This is a genomic window from Sphingomonas oligoaromativorans, assembly GCF_011762195.1.
GTDB classification, from domain to species: Bacteria; Pseudomonadota; Alphaproteobacteria; order Sphingomonadales; family Sphingomonadaceae; genus Solisphingomonas; species Solisphingomonas oligoaromativorans.
The window spans coordinates 146,181-159,421 of the sequence record NZ_JAASQK010000006.1 but is presented as its reverse complement, the minus strand read 5'-3'; the positions used below and the strand labels follow the sequence as shown (position 1 = coordinate 159,421).

Genomic DNA, 13,241 nt, shown 5'->3' with positions numbered 1-13,241 from the left:
GGATCGCCGCGCTTTCCCGGTTCCCAACGCGGTTCCCAAACCAGTTCCCAAGTTCCCAACCCCCGGGCCCGTCGGCGCGCGGCCAAGCCCGCTCCGCGCCCCTGATTGAACCCAATGGGCACGGGCATGGGCACGGGAAAAACAGGGCACGGGCGTGGGCCTGGGCGGTCTCTTGGTTGCCCCTGCGGCGGGCGTGGTGGATGCGGAGTGCGGACGCACCACATCAACGCCGCTCCGCGTCGTTGATGCTGTCCGCACGCGTGAAAGCGAACAGTGGGTCACGGCAGATCGGCCCCCTGCTCCTGGTCGCCCTCGACGTCGACGAACGCGGAGAGCGGCACCAGCGTGCACCACTCCTTCCGGCCCGCGATCGAGACCTTTTGGCGCTTCACGGCGCCCGCGAGACGGCCGAGCGCCTGCTGCCAGACGCCCCCCTGCCATCGCTGCTCGCGCAGCAGCTTGGACAGCCCCTCGTGGCTGTTGGCGACCGCGAGGAACAACCCGCCCGGATAGGCCCGATCCGGCTTATACTCGCTCGTTTTACGCTGCCCCCCGTCGTCGCCGGCGATCCAGCTCGCCACCAGCTTCATGCCCGCCATCTGCAGGCGTCGCTGTCCACGCTGGGAGATATCCAGCGACTGGTCCCCACCGCCTCGGCCGAAGGCCAGCGCCTTCAGGATCCACAGCGAGACGGGCTCGGGCTCGGCGCCGCCGGATGCCGGCAGCGGGCTCTGGGAGATGAACTTGGCGCAAAGATCGCCCTCGCTCTCATCCTCCGCCTTCTCGGCCAGCTGAGAAGCATCGAGACGGCGGGCCCAGGCGGCCGCCATCTCGTCATCAGGCAAGTCGTTGAACAATAGACAGTCGGCGCATCCAAGTAATGTGCCGAACTGATCCTGCATGCGAGCATCGTGCCCGTGGTGGCTCAGCCAGTCCTTGTACACCGCGATCGTGTCGTCGAGCCGGCCCACCTGCTCGACCATCCGGCGCAGCAGGGCCCGGCCGAGCGCCTGGTTGCGCGCCGGATCCATCTTCGGTGCAGCACCACCCTCGAGCGGATTGAGTTCGAGCATGGCAAGGCGCGAGCGATCGGCCGGCGTCAGTGGCGGCACGAGGATGCTCGAGAACAGGAAGCTCGAGCGCATCGTGAAGTCCTGAGCGCTGTGATCCGAGGATCCACGCCCCATCAGCGCACCCGACGCCGCGAGGCGCGCGAGATCTATGATGGCCTGGACGCGCCGATTGTCGGCGCCGGCCTCGAGCTCGTCGATCTCGATCGGGATCGTGCGCATCTTGAGCGTCTGGCGCACCCACGCTTCGGTGATGTTCGCGGCCGAGATCAGCGCATTGCCCAGCAGCTGCTTGATGAGCTTCTGCAGCGTCGACTTGCCGGTGCCGCGACCGCCCGTGATCCAGGTGGCCGGGCGCCATTCGAGCCAGCCGCAGATCAGCGAGGCGCCGATATGACCGAGCAGCAGCATCGGATCAATGCCCGGATCGCCGTCGCCGGACGAGCCGCGCTCCCAATTCCAGGTGCCGAGCATCGCCAGCACTTCGCGCGCGACCTCCGCCGACGCGGTTTCAGTCGCAGGCCGTTGGATCGCTTCCGCCGCCGGATAGACCAGCCCGTCGATCAGGCCCGGCTTCACCCACGGCCGCCGCTTGTCGGCGCCGGTCCAGATATAGTCCCCGCAATGGAGGATGAGCTCGCCATTGTCGCCGCGGTGCGCGCCGGCGCCGCGCACCTTGCCCGCAGGCGACCACAGCCCCTTGCGCGCGCACGCGGCCATGAGCTGCCGGCCGGCCTCTTCAGGTTTCCAGCCGGTGATATTGGGCTCTTCTTCGCAGGTTTCCTTGTTGACCTTGGGCTTTCCGTATCGCGGCCACAGGGTTTCACACAGATCAGACCGACGCCCGAACAGACTTTCGAGCGTCTTCTTTTCATGTTCCTTCGGCTTTACTTCTCGGATCTGGCACAATTCATCCAGATAGAAGCAGACGCCGTTGACCGTGCCCAGCGGCACGACCGGGCAGCCGTCCGGCAGCATGTTGCGCCGGGGCGTGTAGCCCTGCCCGTCATCGCCGTGCTCTGCCGCGTCGTTCCGCCGATCGGCGCCGACGGGCGCGGGTGCATCGCCATGCAGCGACACCACCTCCGCCCCGGCCATCATCTCGGCCACTCCGTTGAGCCCGGATTTTGCCCCTCCGCGCGTCATCAGCCACCTGCCTCAAGAAATGCGGGGCGCGCGCTGAACGCCGCGAGGCGGTGCCCGATGACACCGCGCCGGGGGCCTTGCGAGCCGTACCGGACGCCCCTGGGGTATTGCTGGATCACGGAACGATGGCCGCTTCGGCCGCGATCGCGGCGTGGACGATCGTCCGGAATAGCCGATCCTTGAACTGCTGCTCGCGCGGCAGATCCTCGAAGGGCACAATGCACGGATGCGTCGGCGGATGAGCGTCGGGATCCTTCTGCTCGCCATAGACCCAGCCGGCCGCGACCTTTTCGCGCATCCAGCTGTCGTGCGAGGCGGCGTCGCCGGCCTCCGGGTTGGCACGGTGGAAAGCCACGCCGGTGATGGCGCTGTCGCGCTGCCAGCCCGGCGCATCTGCCCAGTTCGGCTGGCTATCGTCGCCATTGTAGGCGCACCAGGCGCGGTTCACCTCGTGCGCGATCGAGGCGATCAGCGTGTCGCGATAGGCGAGGCGATCGCGCAGCGCATATCCTTCGAGCGCCCAGATCTTCTGCTTGGCATTGTCGAAGGCGATCTTCTCGCCGATCTCCTGGTTGTAGTTTTCCGGACTGGCGCACGCGCTCTCGCCCGTGACCGTGAAGCCGTTCGCCAGCGTCAGCACGCAGATCGTGAGCGTGCCGGTCGGGCGCACGAACAGGCGTTCGGCGATCACCGCCTCGACGCGCTCCGGCCCAACCTTCGGCGCGGTTTGCGCGCCGAGGCGCGCCTTCAGCTCGACGTCGTCGATCATGCTGTTCTCCTCTCTTCCTCGCCGGCGTTGGCGAGATCGTTGGCGTCCTTCACCCCCTGCGGGGGCCGCGCGACCGCCACCTGGGCGCCGCGCTCGATCAGTTTCATCACCACGCGCTCGAGCGCCTTGGCGGCCTGGCTGCCGGGCGGATCGTTCTGCGCGATGATGGTGACGGGGTTGCCCGGCCGGCCGTCGCGGCCGTTGGGCGGAAGCGGAATGTTCGCGATGTTGGCGAGGCTGATCGCCGCGATCACGCGGAGCTCAGGGCAGGCGCAAGCGACGGTCAGCCCGTCCTCAATGCCTTCCGAGACGGCGATCGGCACGCCGGCGGGAAGGCGATGCAGCGGCACCGCATGCTCGCCCTTCCACAGCGGGATATAGCCGCCCTCGAAAGCGCCCAGCACCTTTTTCGGCTCTGCCAGCCGCGCCTTGCGCCACAGATAGCCGTCCGCGTTGGGCTCGATCCAGGTGCGGTGCGCGGCCATATGCTGGCCGGCGCCGTCGATCACGCGCGCCACCATCGCCGGCAGCGGCCCGTCCGCCTCGCTGCACCAGCAGTCCGGGTGGAACAGCAGCGCGCGCGGCTCGCGATCGAGGAGCGACATGTCGATCCCGCGCGAGGCGAGATAGAGCTCGGCAGGCGAGTTGATGATCGACACCGCCGGCGGGAAGAACAGCGACTGAGCCTTGCGCCGCATCCACTCCGCCTTGCGCTTGGCTTCCTCGTTCGCGGTCTGCGCCCGGCGCGTTGCCTTGGCGCGCTCCTGGGCAATGCGCGTCGGGTCGAGCCCGTCGAGCCCGAGCTTCGAGCGCGCCCAAGCGAAGGCCTTACCGCGATCGCCGCCGAACAGCACCAGCGCGGCCAGCGTCAGCATATCGCCCGATCGGTCGCGCGCGCCCTTGTCGGCCGAGAAATCGGTCCACATGCCCTGGTTCGCGCCGGTTAGATTGACGGCGAGGCTCTGCCCCGGCTCGCCCTCGATCGAACCGACGCGCCAGAACACGCCCATCTTCTTGCCGTTCGGCAGCAGCTCGGGCGCGAGGCTCGCCACGCGCTGGTCGAGCATGCGCGCGACCTCGTCGATCGAGATCGGACCGCTCACCGCGTCGCTCCAGCCGGGGCGCACGCGGACAGTGGGCGGGGGTTATCCCCGCCCATCTTGCCCCGCCCGATCGACGGGCTCTGCTGCCATGCAATCGCACCACAACAGAACCACGCACCCCGCGGCGACCACTCCGCCGACCAAACCCCCAAGCAACACCCCCAAAAGAAAGCCCAACGACAACTCATCCATGTTCCGCCCCCGCGCTTCTCCTCAGTCTGGCATCAGCGCGCCGGGGCGAGCGGCGATGGCGGCGCGCGCGGCGCCGAGGAGCGACTGCGCAAGCGCGATCGCCTGTTCGGGATGGAGGACGTGTCCTTCGTTCGGCGGCGCGTCGGCGCGGCGCAGCACGACCAGCGACGGCCCCTCGAAATAGGCACCACTGACACGGAAGCCGTGCGACGCCCCGATCAGCGGCGTGGCGAAAGGCGGCGGGGAAGCGATGGGGGTCGCCTCCCCGCCATCCGCCGCCGCCGTGGAGGGGCGGTCGCCGACAGCGACGGAACCGGAGTGCGGAACGACCGGCGAGCATGAGGCGCCGGCCGTTCCGCTCGATGTGGCGGCAACAATCCCCCGATCGTCCGCCGCATCGATCTGATCATCGACGTAGTTTGCGAGATGCCCGCTCACAGCGCCGGACCTTGGTTGCCATAGCGGTGAGCCAGTGAGCGACAGATGTCGGCCTCCACAGCCTTCCGCCGGGACGGCTCGACACCGCCCCGGCTTCGGGCCAGCCTGTAGTCACCACAACCAACAGGAGGACATGGATGGCCGAATCGCCGGAAGCCGTTGCGCTCGAACTGACCAAGCTCATCATCACCGAAGGACGCTCGACCGGCTTCCTGGCCGCCAACTTCAAGGAGGCCAACGTGCTGCGCGTCTACCAGGCCTGCCTGGCGACGGTGAAGGACAAGGATCCGATCCCTGACCTTCAGGCCGAGATTGTCCACGCTACCTGACATCGGCGGCGTCCAGCGCGGCGTCCAGCGCCTCGCGCGGTGGTGTCGCGCTGGCGCCCGTGATGAATTCGAAATAGCGCTGGGCGAACACCACAACGGTGGGGTGATAGGACGCCTTCGCCTCGACAATCGAGCTTGCGAAGCCGCACGCCAGTCGCAGGCATTCAAGCCGCAGCTCAATCTCGCGATCGGGAGAAAGGGGCGTGCGGTCGGCCGGAGTGCGATCGTCGCTCATGCGGTCACACCTTGGTTGCCATGATGGTTAACCAGTTGGCGACGGATTTCCGTCACCAACGCCACGGGTCTAGTAGTGGTGGAGTGCGTGCGTGCAGGGAGATATTGGGCGGGGCGCATCAGGCGGCCTTCCGCGCGAGTTCGGCGCGCGCCTCAGCCTCAATGAGCTCGGCCTCCCAGGCAGCAATCGGGTAAAAGTCACAGGGCCGAACCTGGCCTTGCGTCATGACGAAGATTCGCTTCATCATGTCTCGGTCGCTTTCCTGGGGCGGACTTTCTGGCAACCGGGTGCCCGCCTCATAACGGGCGACGGTGCTGACCGCGCAGCCGAGCACGTCCGCAACCTCCGATTGCGTCATGCCACTACCGTGCCGCCAATCCGCCAGCTTCAAAGCGAAGCACTCCCTAAACGATTTCCAAAATGGCTATCGCATTCTGTGGCGGTGTGGCAATACGCCAATATGGAAACTTGCCGGATTGGCTATCTTGGTGCCGTGGCAAACGACACGCACGCACCGAACAGGATCCGCAAACTGCGCGAGGCACAGGGCCTTTCGCAGAAGGCGCTCGCTGACCTGATCAACGTCACGCCATCTGCGCTCAATAAGATCGAGATGGGAACGCGCGGACTTGACCAGGAATGGATGCGCCGCATCGCCCGAGTGCTAAATTGCAGCTCCGCCGACCTCTTGCCCGACGAGGAAAATCCCGACCGGCTTACGACGGAAGAGCGCGCACTCATCGAACGCTATCGCAGCGCGAGCGAGCGAGAAAAAGTAATCCTTGACGGTTTGTCGGAAGTCGTTGTGCCCTTCAAGGGGCAACGGAATGAAGCTGCTTAATCGACTGTTTGGAAGAGCCAAACCGACAACCACTTCAACTTCCGGCACGATGCTTCCTTTCAAGGATGCAGATGCCTTCATGGAATACCAAGACGAATTTGGCATTCGTGAAATTCGCCAGAACCGAGCAATGTTTGCTCAGATTATCGACGCCCGCGAATGGGCTGCAGCTCGCACCCCCGTGTCCATAGACGATCGCGGCATACAGACCGCACTCATCCGACTGCCTTCAGCTACGGATCAGCAAGTCACACTCGCCACGACGATGGCCGCTGGCGCAAGGCTCCAGCCTGGCGACCTCGTATGCTGGATGCCAATTCAATTTGATGAGGATCTAGCAGAAGCCGGTAAAATGGCATCAATGGGATGGGTGGGCTTCATCACCGCCAAAATTGCACCAACCCTATCCGACAATCTGCCAACGATCATTGAGGACTATCGACCAGCAGCTTACCGCTGATTTCCATTATGCCAATTTACCATTGACCAGATGGCCAATATGGAAATATGAGGGCCCCGTTCAATCGAACGGAGGCCCACAGTGCTTTCATCCGTCTATGTGCTGCAGGACCGGCTGCTCGCCTGTCCGCCGACCCGTCTCCCCTCGGAGATCCGCCACGACACCACGCGGCCGCGTTGCGGCATGTCCTATATCGCGCGCCGCGCGGGCTGGGGCGATCTGCAGGTGCCGACCTTGGTGCGCAAGATCCGCGCCCTCATCCGCGGCCACGGCTTCCCGCCGCCCGCCAGCCTGCGCCAGTATCGCGGCGAGTTCCTGACCGGCGCAAAGGCCGTCGGCGCCGCCGCCTGCTGGGACAAGGGCATGGTCGACCGCTGGTTCGACGATCGCACCGCCCCCGAGATCATTCTCGCCGCCCAGAATGACGAGAAGGCCGACGCCGCCGAGTTGCTCGACCAGCGCGCCGCTCTGCTGGGGCGCCGTCGATGAGCACGGCCGACGAACTGATCCGCGAGGCGGTAGAGGCGTTCGGCGTCACGCCGTCCGACACGTCCAACATCTACATGTCCGAGACGCGCACCGCGAAGCGTGACCGCAATCCGCCGATCGTCTCCGAAGTGCCGACCGTCGGGCTCTGCATGATCGGCGAGGGGCACAACTGCTTCACGATCAAGATCGGCGAGCAGATGGAGCCGGCGATCATGGTCGTCGATCGCGGAACGGACGAGCGCCCTCCGATGGCCCTCTACTATTGTCCGGACGCCACGCAGCTCCGCGCGGTCGCAGCCTTCTGCATCGAGCACGCCAACCGTCTCGACGGCGGCGCGGGCTGCCAGTGAGCGCTGGCGCCCTTACCCCCGGCGAGCTGGTCGAGCACGGTCTGCGGATGATCGCACGCGGCGTCCGCGGCTGCGGCACCGACGCGGTTCATGCCTACGCGCTCTCCGCCATCGCCGAACGCGGCATCGCCGACATGGTCCGCGACAGCAAATCCCGCCTTTCCATCCCGCACGCCAGGAGATCCTGATGGCCGACAGCCAGACGCATGCCTTGATGACGATCGCGATCCCGCCCGAGAGCACGCTCGCCGCGCGCCTCGCGGTCAACGATAGCGCGCTCGCGGATCTCGTGCGCGAGCGTATCGAACAGGTCGACCGGCATGGTTTCAGCACCGCGCACGACGACGATCACAACCCGCTCGATCTCGGCCTCGCCGCTTATGCCTATGCGACCGTCGGCGTCGATCTCGTCGGCGGCGATCGACCCGACAATGCCCACCATCGCGGTGAGGGCTACTGGCCGTTCATGGGCGGCTTCCGCCCGGCAGAGGATGCACGCGGCAATCTCGTGAAGGCGGCGGCGATCCTGCTCGCGCTGATCGGCCACCTCGATCGCGCGAGGCTTTCCGCCACCCTCCCCGCCGATCAGGCGGCATGATCGTGACCACGCTGTTCGAGCGCATGAGCGCCTCGGCGCGGGGCGCTGCCGACCCGCAGATGCCCCACGATCTCGACGCCGCTACGTGGCGGCGGATCGACGATCGCCGTTTCGATCGTGCCGACGGCGCCGAGATCTACGCGATCGGCGGCGGTCAGTGGCGCGCCACCTATCCGGACGCCGGCGGCGCACGCCACGTCCTCACCCAGCGCGGCGGCCAGCGCCAGTTCCCGTCACCGGGAGCCGCCGGCCGCTACCTCGCCCTTCACCACCCTTGCAACCGGGAGAAGAAGTAAATGTCGATCGCCATTCCGACCACTGTCAGCCTGACCGCTGATATCGTCAGCAGCTTCGTTGCGAACAATCGGATCCCGCACAGCGAGGTCGCCGAAGTTATCGCCTCCGTCCACCAGGCGTTGACCAATCTCTCGAAGCCCGCCGTCACCCCGGAGCCCGAGCTCGCGCCCGCGGTGCCCATCGGGCGCAGCATCAAGCATGAGCACATTGTTTGTCTGGAGGACGGCAAGAAGCTGAAGATGCTCAAGCGCTATCTGCGCACCAACTACCAGATGAGCCCTGAGGAATACCGGGCGAAGTGGAAGCTCCCGCGCGACTATCCGATGGTCGCCCCGGCCTACGCCGAACAGCGCCGTAGCCTCGCGAAAGCGATCGGCCTCGGTCACCAGCGCGGCCCCGCCAAGTTCAGGGATGGCCCCATCACCCGCCGCGTCGCCGCCTGACCGCAACCCTCGCGGGCCGGTGCGATCGGCCCGCGATCGATGCAGCCAGTAGGAGTGGGATATGTCTGACGGCAACGTCGCAGCGGACCAGTTGCGCCTCTTCATCGAGCGTATCGAGCGCCTCGAGGAGGAGAAGAGGCGCATGCAGGACGACATCAAGGATGTCTACCTGGAGGCCAAATCGCAGGGCTACGACCCCACGACCATGCGGACCATCGTCCGGCTGCGCAAGCTCGAGAAGAACGCCCGCGACGAGGCGGAAGCCCTGCTCGAGACGTACAAAGCCGCGCTGGGTCTCAACTGATGAGCGCGCTCCCCGTGCTCACCGCCGTGGAAAAGCGCATGCTGCGGAATGTCCGTTGGGGGTCGATAGCCCTCCGCTACGATCATCCGACGATGAATGCCCTGCAGACCCAGCAACTGGTCAGCAGCGAGATCATTCAAAAGCGCACTGGTGGACTATCGGTCAACCGCCTCTGGTCGATCACTGAGCGCGGTATCACCGCCTACGGCGAACAATGCTGATGGCCGGGAAGATCCTCCACCACCTCATCCCCCGCTTTGAACGCGGCCGCTGGGGCGGTCCCGGCGTCGACGAGGCCGACGAGTTCGACGGCTTCCACATCACCATCCAGTGGCTCGGCCTGATCGCGGAGATCGGGCTCGGCCGCATCTGTTGAGGAGCGCACGCATGGCTGGAAAGACTGCCCCCTCGAAGACTGCCTTCGCCCCGCCAAAGGGCTATCCGCCCTCGATCGAGCAGCGCCCCGTCCGCGAGCTGCTGATCGATCCGAGCTACCAGCGCTCGACTGAGGGGCAGGACAGCCGCAAGGCGATCCGCGCGATCGCGGAAGCCTGGGACTGGCGGCTGTGCGCGCCGCTCACCGTCGCCCGTCGCGCCGAGGACGGCGCCAGCCGCTTCTACGTCATCGACGGTCAGCACCGACTGGAGGCCGCCCGCATGCGCGGTGACATCCAGTTCCTGCCGTGCATCATCTCGAGCTTCGAGACCGTCGCAGACGAGGCGGCCTGCTTTGTGGCCGTCAACACCAAACGTCGGGCCATGTCGCCGGTCGATACCTTCCGCGCCGCGGTCGCCGCCGGCGACGAGGCGGCGTTACAGGCAGTGCGCGTGCTTGGAGATGCCGGACTCGAGGTAGCATCGAGCACCAACTTCAGCTGCTGGAAACCGGGTCAAATCTCGGCTGTTCAGGGATTGAAAACTGCGATCCGCCGGATTGGCGAGGACCGCACGCGCGAGGCGTTGGCGGCGATCGCGCTGGCCTACCCGGAAGAGGTGCTCCGCTATTCGGGGAGCATCCTGCGCGGCCTCTACCAGCTCCAGGAGAGCAGCCCTTGTAACGCCGGTCAGCTCGCGGCCGCGCTGCGCATGCGGAAGCAATCCGACTGGTATGCCCAGATGCTCCGGCGCCAGGCGAAGCATGGCGAACTGCCGGAAACGGCCATGCGCTACGCAATCGAGGATCAGCTGACGAGGCGCGCGGCGTGAGGCGCGACTGGACCTTCGAGGAGATGGCGGTGATCCGCCGCCACTACCCAACGGGGAAGGCGACGGCCTGCCTGCCGCTCCTGCCGGGGCGCAGCAAGCAAGCCATCCGCAACCAGGCATACCTCATGCGCCGCACCGGGCTATCGATTGCCCTTCCACTCGTGCGGCCGCGTCCCCGGGTAAACCCGGCTCCGCTTCTGACCGCATTTCGAACAGCGGAACCGTCGCTCGGCGCGCCAGAACGGAAAGCTCGGCTCGATCCCGTCCATCTTCAGGAGCGTGACCATCGTCAGCGGGATCCAATGACCGCAGGCCTGACACTCCACCACGGCGTCCGTGCCGTGTCGGAAACAGTCGAAGAGCGTCTCGAAGCGCTTGTTGCCCATGTAAGAACATTAGAGGAACAAATGGCATGACGGAAGGAGCTACGAAGGCTCTCACGATCTGGCAGCCATGGGCGTCCCTGATCATGCTCGGCGCGAAACCATACGAATGGCGGAGATGGAAAGCTCCTGCGTCGATGGTCGGTAAGCGCATTGTCATCCACGCTGGCGCCCGCAGAACTACGACAGAGGAGATCTGGGGCCTCATCCAGTCCGTCATCCATGAGGTCAACGCAATCGAGGAACAGCGGCCGGTAGAGCATCCGACCGCGCTCGATGTGTACAAAGCCCTGCCGTTTCTGCTCAATATCTATGATGGCGGCATCCGCCTCCCACTCTCGGCTGGCCTTGGAACGGTCGTTATCGGCGAGCCACGGCTCGCCGGCGATCTGGGTTTCCCGATCGATAGCGACCGCCCTCAGGACCAGAATTGGGGATGGCCCATGTTGGATGTCCAACCATTCGCCGACCCCATTCCGATGCGTGGCGCCCAGGGCTTCTGGAAGTGGTGCGACGCCTCCAACGCCGTGGAGAACCTTCTGCTATGATCACCGCTTTCATCTGCGCCCACGCGCTCGCCATCGATGGCGACACACTGGCCTGCTCGAACCGGCCGGAGCATATCCGCCTCGCACGCATCGATGCGCCGGAGATGCCCGGCCATTGCCGTCGCGGCCGCAGCTGCGCCCCGGGCGATCCGATCGCCGCACGCGACGCACTGACGGCCCTGCTCGATCGCGGCGAGCTCCGCTGCGAGCCGGTCAGCGCCAGCCCGCGCGGCGGCTCCCCGTTCGACCGCTATGGCCGCATCGTGGCCCGCTGCACCGTCGCCGGCGTCGACGTCGGCGAGGAGCAGCTGCGCACCGGCCACGCCATCCAGTGGCCGCACTCATGATCGCGGCCCTCGACCCGACCGTACTGGAGGGGCTGATCGCCAAGGCCACGCAGGAGGATTTGACCGATGACGGCCGCTACTTCGCGGACAGCTTCGCGGATCTGACCAAATGCCACCACCAGGAGATCGGCGAATATCAGCACCGCGCTGACGGCAAGCTGATCGAGTGGCTCTGGAACCAGCGGCACTCCATCGCGGACTGCCTGCGGTCCGCAGCATCTGCGCCCGGCGTACCCGGCGACGTGCATGCGTTGGTCATTGCGGCGCGCATCTTCTGGGATGCGCGCAACGACACATCTTCTGAAAGCCGCGATCTGGACAAAGCGCTGGAGGCGTTCGCCAGTCGCGTGCCGTACGAGGGCGAGCCGGCGATTTCCGATGCTCCCGTGGACGAAGCCGCAGCTGCCGCAAGCGATGGTTGCACGGCCTGCGGCGCCCCTCTGGCCCGCGGATACATGGCCTGCGATGAGACGATGGGCCATTATTGCGCCAGTTGTTGGGAAGCTGTCCGCTGCGACCAAAAGCACGGCGAAGGCTGCGCTACCGCCGTTTGGATCGCGCCCGGCGAGAGTCAGGGCTGACCGTGTTACACGGTCTGCCAGAGACGCCCTCTGAGCGTGCCGGGGCTTCCCCGGCACCTCTCGGGCCGTCGCAGGCGCTACAGCGCCCTGGCGGCCATCCCTGCCCGGAATGCGGCCTGAGCTTCGTGCCGGGGCATCCCAATCAATTATTCTGCACCGATCCGCACAAGCAGGCCTGGCACAACCGCCAGACCACGCGCGGCCGCGTGCTCACACCGCTGCAGCTGGCAGCCCGCATCACCCGCGACGGTTCGCGCGGCGATACCGTCACCGGCACCTATGCCCGCCAGGCGAGCCGTCGCCTGCTCGATCGCTGGGCGAAAGAGGACCGGGAAGGCGGACGCATGTCGGCCGTCGCTTATGTCAGCCTTCGTAAATCCAAGGGGTTCGAAAGCCTATGAACGCCCGTCCGCTCGATTTCGGCTTCACGCCCATGTCCCCCCTGTCGCACCGGCCGCCTTGGTCGATCCGCGAGGAGGAGCAGGAGGAGGAGCTGCGCAACGAGATCCGGCACCGCCGCGATTTCTATCCCATGCTGGTCAGGCAGGGACGCGGCATGAGCCCGCAGGAGGCCGAGCATCACATCCTCGTCTGGGATGAGATCATCGCCGACTGCTGCAGCTACGCCGACCGCTCGCCCCAAATCTGGGCCGAGCACGTCTCCGCCCGGCGCGCCGAGCGCAAGCTCGCCTTGGTGTCCTGGGACGCCAAGGTGCGTGAGCTGCGCCGCGAGCTCGCGATGCGGCGCAACGCCTATCCCCGACGCATCGAGGCGAACCGCCTCAACAAGGTGGATGCCACGCTGCAGATGGAACGGCTCGAGGCAGTTCACTGGCGCTACTGGGTAGACGGCTTCGTCTGGTCCGACTGCCTGTTCGACCAGCCGGTCGGCCAGCGCTGCGCGATGTTCCGGAACTTTGAGGTGCCGCGCATCGAATGGGAGCTCGCTCAGATCGACGCCGGCGCCCGCTGGGCTCGGCCGGTTGATCCCGCCGATCGCGCCTGGCTCACCGAACATTGCCGCATGTGGCGCGCCGATCGGCGCTCCACTGTGCAGGCGCTCGACAACGCGGCCTGATCCGCGCATCATCCTTCCCTCACGCCACAGGCTC

24 protein-coding genes are annotated in these 13,241 nt (G+C 66.3%); 19 read left to right on the top strand and 5 right to left on the bottom strand.

Features of this window, described 5'->3' with window-relative positions; genetic code table 11:
* Positions 1 to 278: 278 nt before the first annotated feature.
* From FHS98_RS13480 to FHS98_RS13465, 4 genes are all read right to left on the bottom strand, one after another.
* Entirely contained in the window at positions 279 to 2,180 is a 1,902-nt protein-coding gene (locus tag FHS98_RS13480) for a hypothetical protein (protein ID WP_167105917.1), read from the bottom strand.
* A 151-nt stretch (positions 2,181 to 2,331) separates the two neighbouring features.
* Positions 2,332 to 2,985: a Gp49 family protein gene (locus FHS98_RS13475; RefSeq protein WP_167105914.1), complete on the bottom strand. Its 654-nt coding sequence runs from the start codon at positions 2,983 to 2,985 to the stop codon at positions 2,332 to 2,334.
* On the bottom strand, positions 2,982 to 4,088 hold the full coding sequence (locus tag FHS98_RS19095) for a DUF7146 domain-containing protein (RefSeq protein WP_167105911.1): 1,107 nt from the start codon (positions 4,086 to 4,088) through the stop codon (positions 2,982 to 2,984). Before FHS98_RS19095 ends, FHS98_RS13475 begins: the two co-directional genes overlap by 4 nt.
* A 213-nt stretch (positions 4,089 to 4,301) precedes the next feature.
* On the bottom strand, positions 4,302 to 4,718 hold the full coding sequence (locus FHS98_RS13465; RefSeq protein ID WP_167105908.1) for a hypothetical protein: 417 nt from the start codon (positions 4,716 to 4,718) through the stop codon (positions 4,302 to 4,304).
* 137 nt (positions 4,719 to 4,855) lie between these two features.
* On the opposite strand from FHS98_RS13465, the gene FHS98_RS13460 reads away from it, so the two are divergent.
* Positions 4,856 to 5,047, top strand: coding sequence for a hypothetical protein (locus FHS98_RS13460; RefSeq protein ID WP_167105906.1), 192 nt, complete (start codon positions 4,856 to 4,858; stop codon positions 5,045 to 5,047).
* Here the strand turns inward: FHS98_RS13460 and FHS98_RS13455 are convergent.
* Entirely contained in the window at positions 5,040 to 5,282 is a 243-nt protein-coding gene (locus tag FHS98_RS13455; RefSeq protein ID WP_167105904.1) for a hypothetical protein, read from the bottom strand. The two genes, FHS98_RS13460 and FHS98_RS13455, sit on opposite strands and share 8 nt — an antisense overlap.
* 91 nt (positions 5,283 to 5,373) lie before the next feature.
* Here FHS98_RS13455 and FHS98_RS19090 point away from each other — a divergent pair, with 91 nt between their 5' ends.
* The 18 genes from FHS98_RS19090 (at position 5,374) to FHS98_RS13360 (ending at position 13,207) form a co-directional block, all read left to right on the top strand.
* On the top strand, positions 5,374 to 6,123 hold the full coding sequence (locus FHS98_RS19090) for a helix-turn-helix transcriptional regulator (protein WP_341786069.1): 750 nt from the start codon (positions 5,374 to 5,376) through the stop codon (positions 6,121 to 6,123).
* Complete coding sequence (locus FHS98_RS13440) at positions 6,110 to 6,583, top strand: hypothetical protein (protein ID WP_167105895.1); 474 nt, start codon at positions 6,110 to 6,112, stop codon at positions 6,581 to 6,583. Before FHS98_RS19090 ends, FHS98_RS13440 begins: the two co-directional genes overlap by 14 nt.
* 81 nt (positions 6,584 to 6,664) lie before the next feature.
* Positions 6,665 to 7,072: a hypothetical protein gene (locus FHS98_RS13435; RefSeq protein WP_167105892.1), complete on the top strand. Its 408-nt coding sequence runs from the start codon at positions 6,665 to 6,667 to the stop codon at positions 7,070 to 7,072.
* Positions 7,069 to 7,422, top strand: coding sequence for a hypothetical protein (locus tag FHS98_RS13430; protein ID WP_167105889.1), 354 nt, complete (start codon positions 7,069 to 7,071; stop codon positions 7,420 to 7,422). Before FHS98_RS13435 ends, FHS98_RS13430 begins: the two co-directional genes overlap by 4 nt.
* Positions 7,419 to 7,610: a hypothetical protein gene (locus FHS98_RS13425; protein WP_167105886.1), complete on the top strand. Its 192-nt coding sequence runs from the start codon at positions 7,419 to 7,421 to the stop codon at positions 7,608 to 7,610. The genes FHS98_RS13430 and FHS98_RS13425 overlap by 4 nt, the downstream gene beginning before the upstream one ends.
* Positions 7,610 to 8,020, top strand: a complete 411-nt coding sequence (locus tag FHS98_RS13420) for a hypothetical protein (protein WP_167105883.1) — start codon at positions 7,610 to 7,612, stop codon at positions 8,018 to 8,020. Before FHS98_RS13425 ends, FHS98_RS13420 begins: the two co-directional genes overlap by 1 nt.
* Positions 8,017 to 8,316, top strand: a complete 300-nt coding sequence (locus FHS98_RS13415; RefSeq protein WP_167105880.1) for a hypothetical protein — start codon at positions 8,017 to 8,019, stop codon at positions 8,314 to 8,316. Before FHS98_RS13420 ends, FHS98_RS13415 begins: the two co-directional genes overlap by 4 nt.
* The gene (locus tag FHS98_RS13410) at positions 8,317 to 8,760 is read left to right on the top strand and encodes a Ros/MucR family transcriptional regulator (RefSeq protein ID WP_167105877.1); all 444 of its coding nucleotides are present in this window, start codon (positions 8,317 to 8,319) and stop codon (positions 8,758 to 8,760) included.
* Between the two features lie 61 nt (positions 8,761 to 8,821).
* Positions 8,822 to 9,064 (top strand): DUF2312 domain-containing protein, encoded by a 243-nt coding sequence (locus FHS98_RS13405; RefSeq protein ID WP_167105874.1) that lies wholly within the window; start codon positions 8,822 to 8,824, stop codon positions 9,062 to 9,064.
* A complete protein-coding gene (locus FHS98_RS13400; protein WP_167105872.1) occupies positions 9,064 to 9,285 on the top strand; it encodes a hypothetical protein in 222 nt (73 codons plus the stop codon). Before FHS98_RS13405 ends, FHS98_RS13400 begins: the two co-directional genes overlap by 1 nt.
* Complete coding sequence (locus tag FHS98_RS13395) at positions 9,285 to 9,440, top strand: hypothetical protein (RefSeq protein WP_167105869.1); 156 nt, start codon at positions 9,285 to 9,287, stop codon at positions 9,438 to 9,440. Before FHS98_RS13400 ends, FHS98_RS13395 begins: the two co-directional genes overlap by 1 nt.
* Positions 9,441 to 9,451: 11 nt before the next feature.
* The gene (locus FHS98_RS13390; RefSeq protein ID WP_167105866.1) at positions 9,452 to 10,270 is read left to right on the top strand and encodes a DUF6551 family protein; all 819 of its coding nucleotides are present in this window, start codon (positions 9,452 to 9,454) and stop codon (positions 10,268 to 10,270) included.
* Positions 10,267 to 10,686, top strand: coding sequence for a hypothetical protein (locus FHS98_RS13385; protein WP_167105863.1), 420 nt, complete (start codon positions 10,267 to 10,269; stop codon positions 10,684 to 10,686). Before FHS98_RS13390 ends, FHS98_RS13385 begins: the two co-directional genes overlap by 4 nt.
* Positions 10,683 to 11,201, top strand: a complete 519-nt coding sequence (locus FHS98_RS13380) for an ASCH domain-containing protein (RefSeq protein WP_167105860.1) — start codon at positions 10,683 to 10,685, stop codon at positions 11,199 to 11,201. Before FHS98_RS13385 ends, FHS98_RS13380 begins: the two co-directional genes overlap by 4 nt.
* Positions 11,198 to 11,548: a thermonuclease family protein gene (locus tag FHS98_RS13375; RefSeq protein ID WP_167105857.1), complete on the top strand. Its 351-nt coding sequence runs from the start codon at positions 11,198 to 11,200 to the stop codon at positions 11,546 to 11,548. The genes FHS98_RS13380 and FHS98_RS13375 overlap by 4 nt, the downstream gene beginning before the upstream one ends.
* Positions 11,545 to 12,129 carry a hypothetical protein gene (locus tag FHS98_RS13370; protein WP_167105854.1) on the top strand — a complete coding sequence of 195 codons (585 nt, stop codon included), beginning with the start codon at positions 11,545 to 11,547 and terminating at the stop codon, positions 12,127 to 12,129. The genes FHS98_RS13375 and FHS98_RS13370 overlap by 4 nt, the downstream gene beginning before the upstream one ends.
* A 125-nt stretch (positions 12,130 to 12,254) precedes the next feature.
* Positions 12,255 to 12,530 carry a hypothetical protein gene (locus FHS98_RS13365; RefSeq protein ID WP_167105851.1) on the top strand — a complete coding sequence of 92 codons (276 nt, stop codon included), beginning with the start codon at positions 12,255 to 12,257 and terminating at the stop codon, positions 12,528 to 12,530.
* Positions 12,527 to 13,207: a hypothetical protein gene (locus FHS98_RS13360; protein ID WP_167105848.1), complete on the top strand. Its 681-nt coding sequence runs from the start codon at positions 12,527 to 12,529 to the stop codon at positions 13,205 to 13,207. Before FHS98_RS13365 ends, FHS98_RS13360 begins: the two co-directional genes overlap by 4 nt.
* Positions 13,208 to 13,241: the final 34 nt, after the last annotated feature.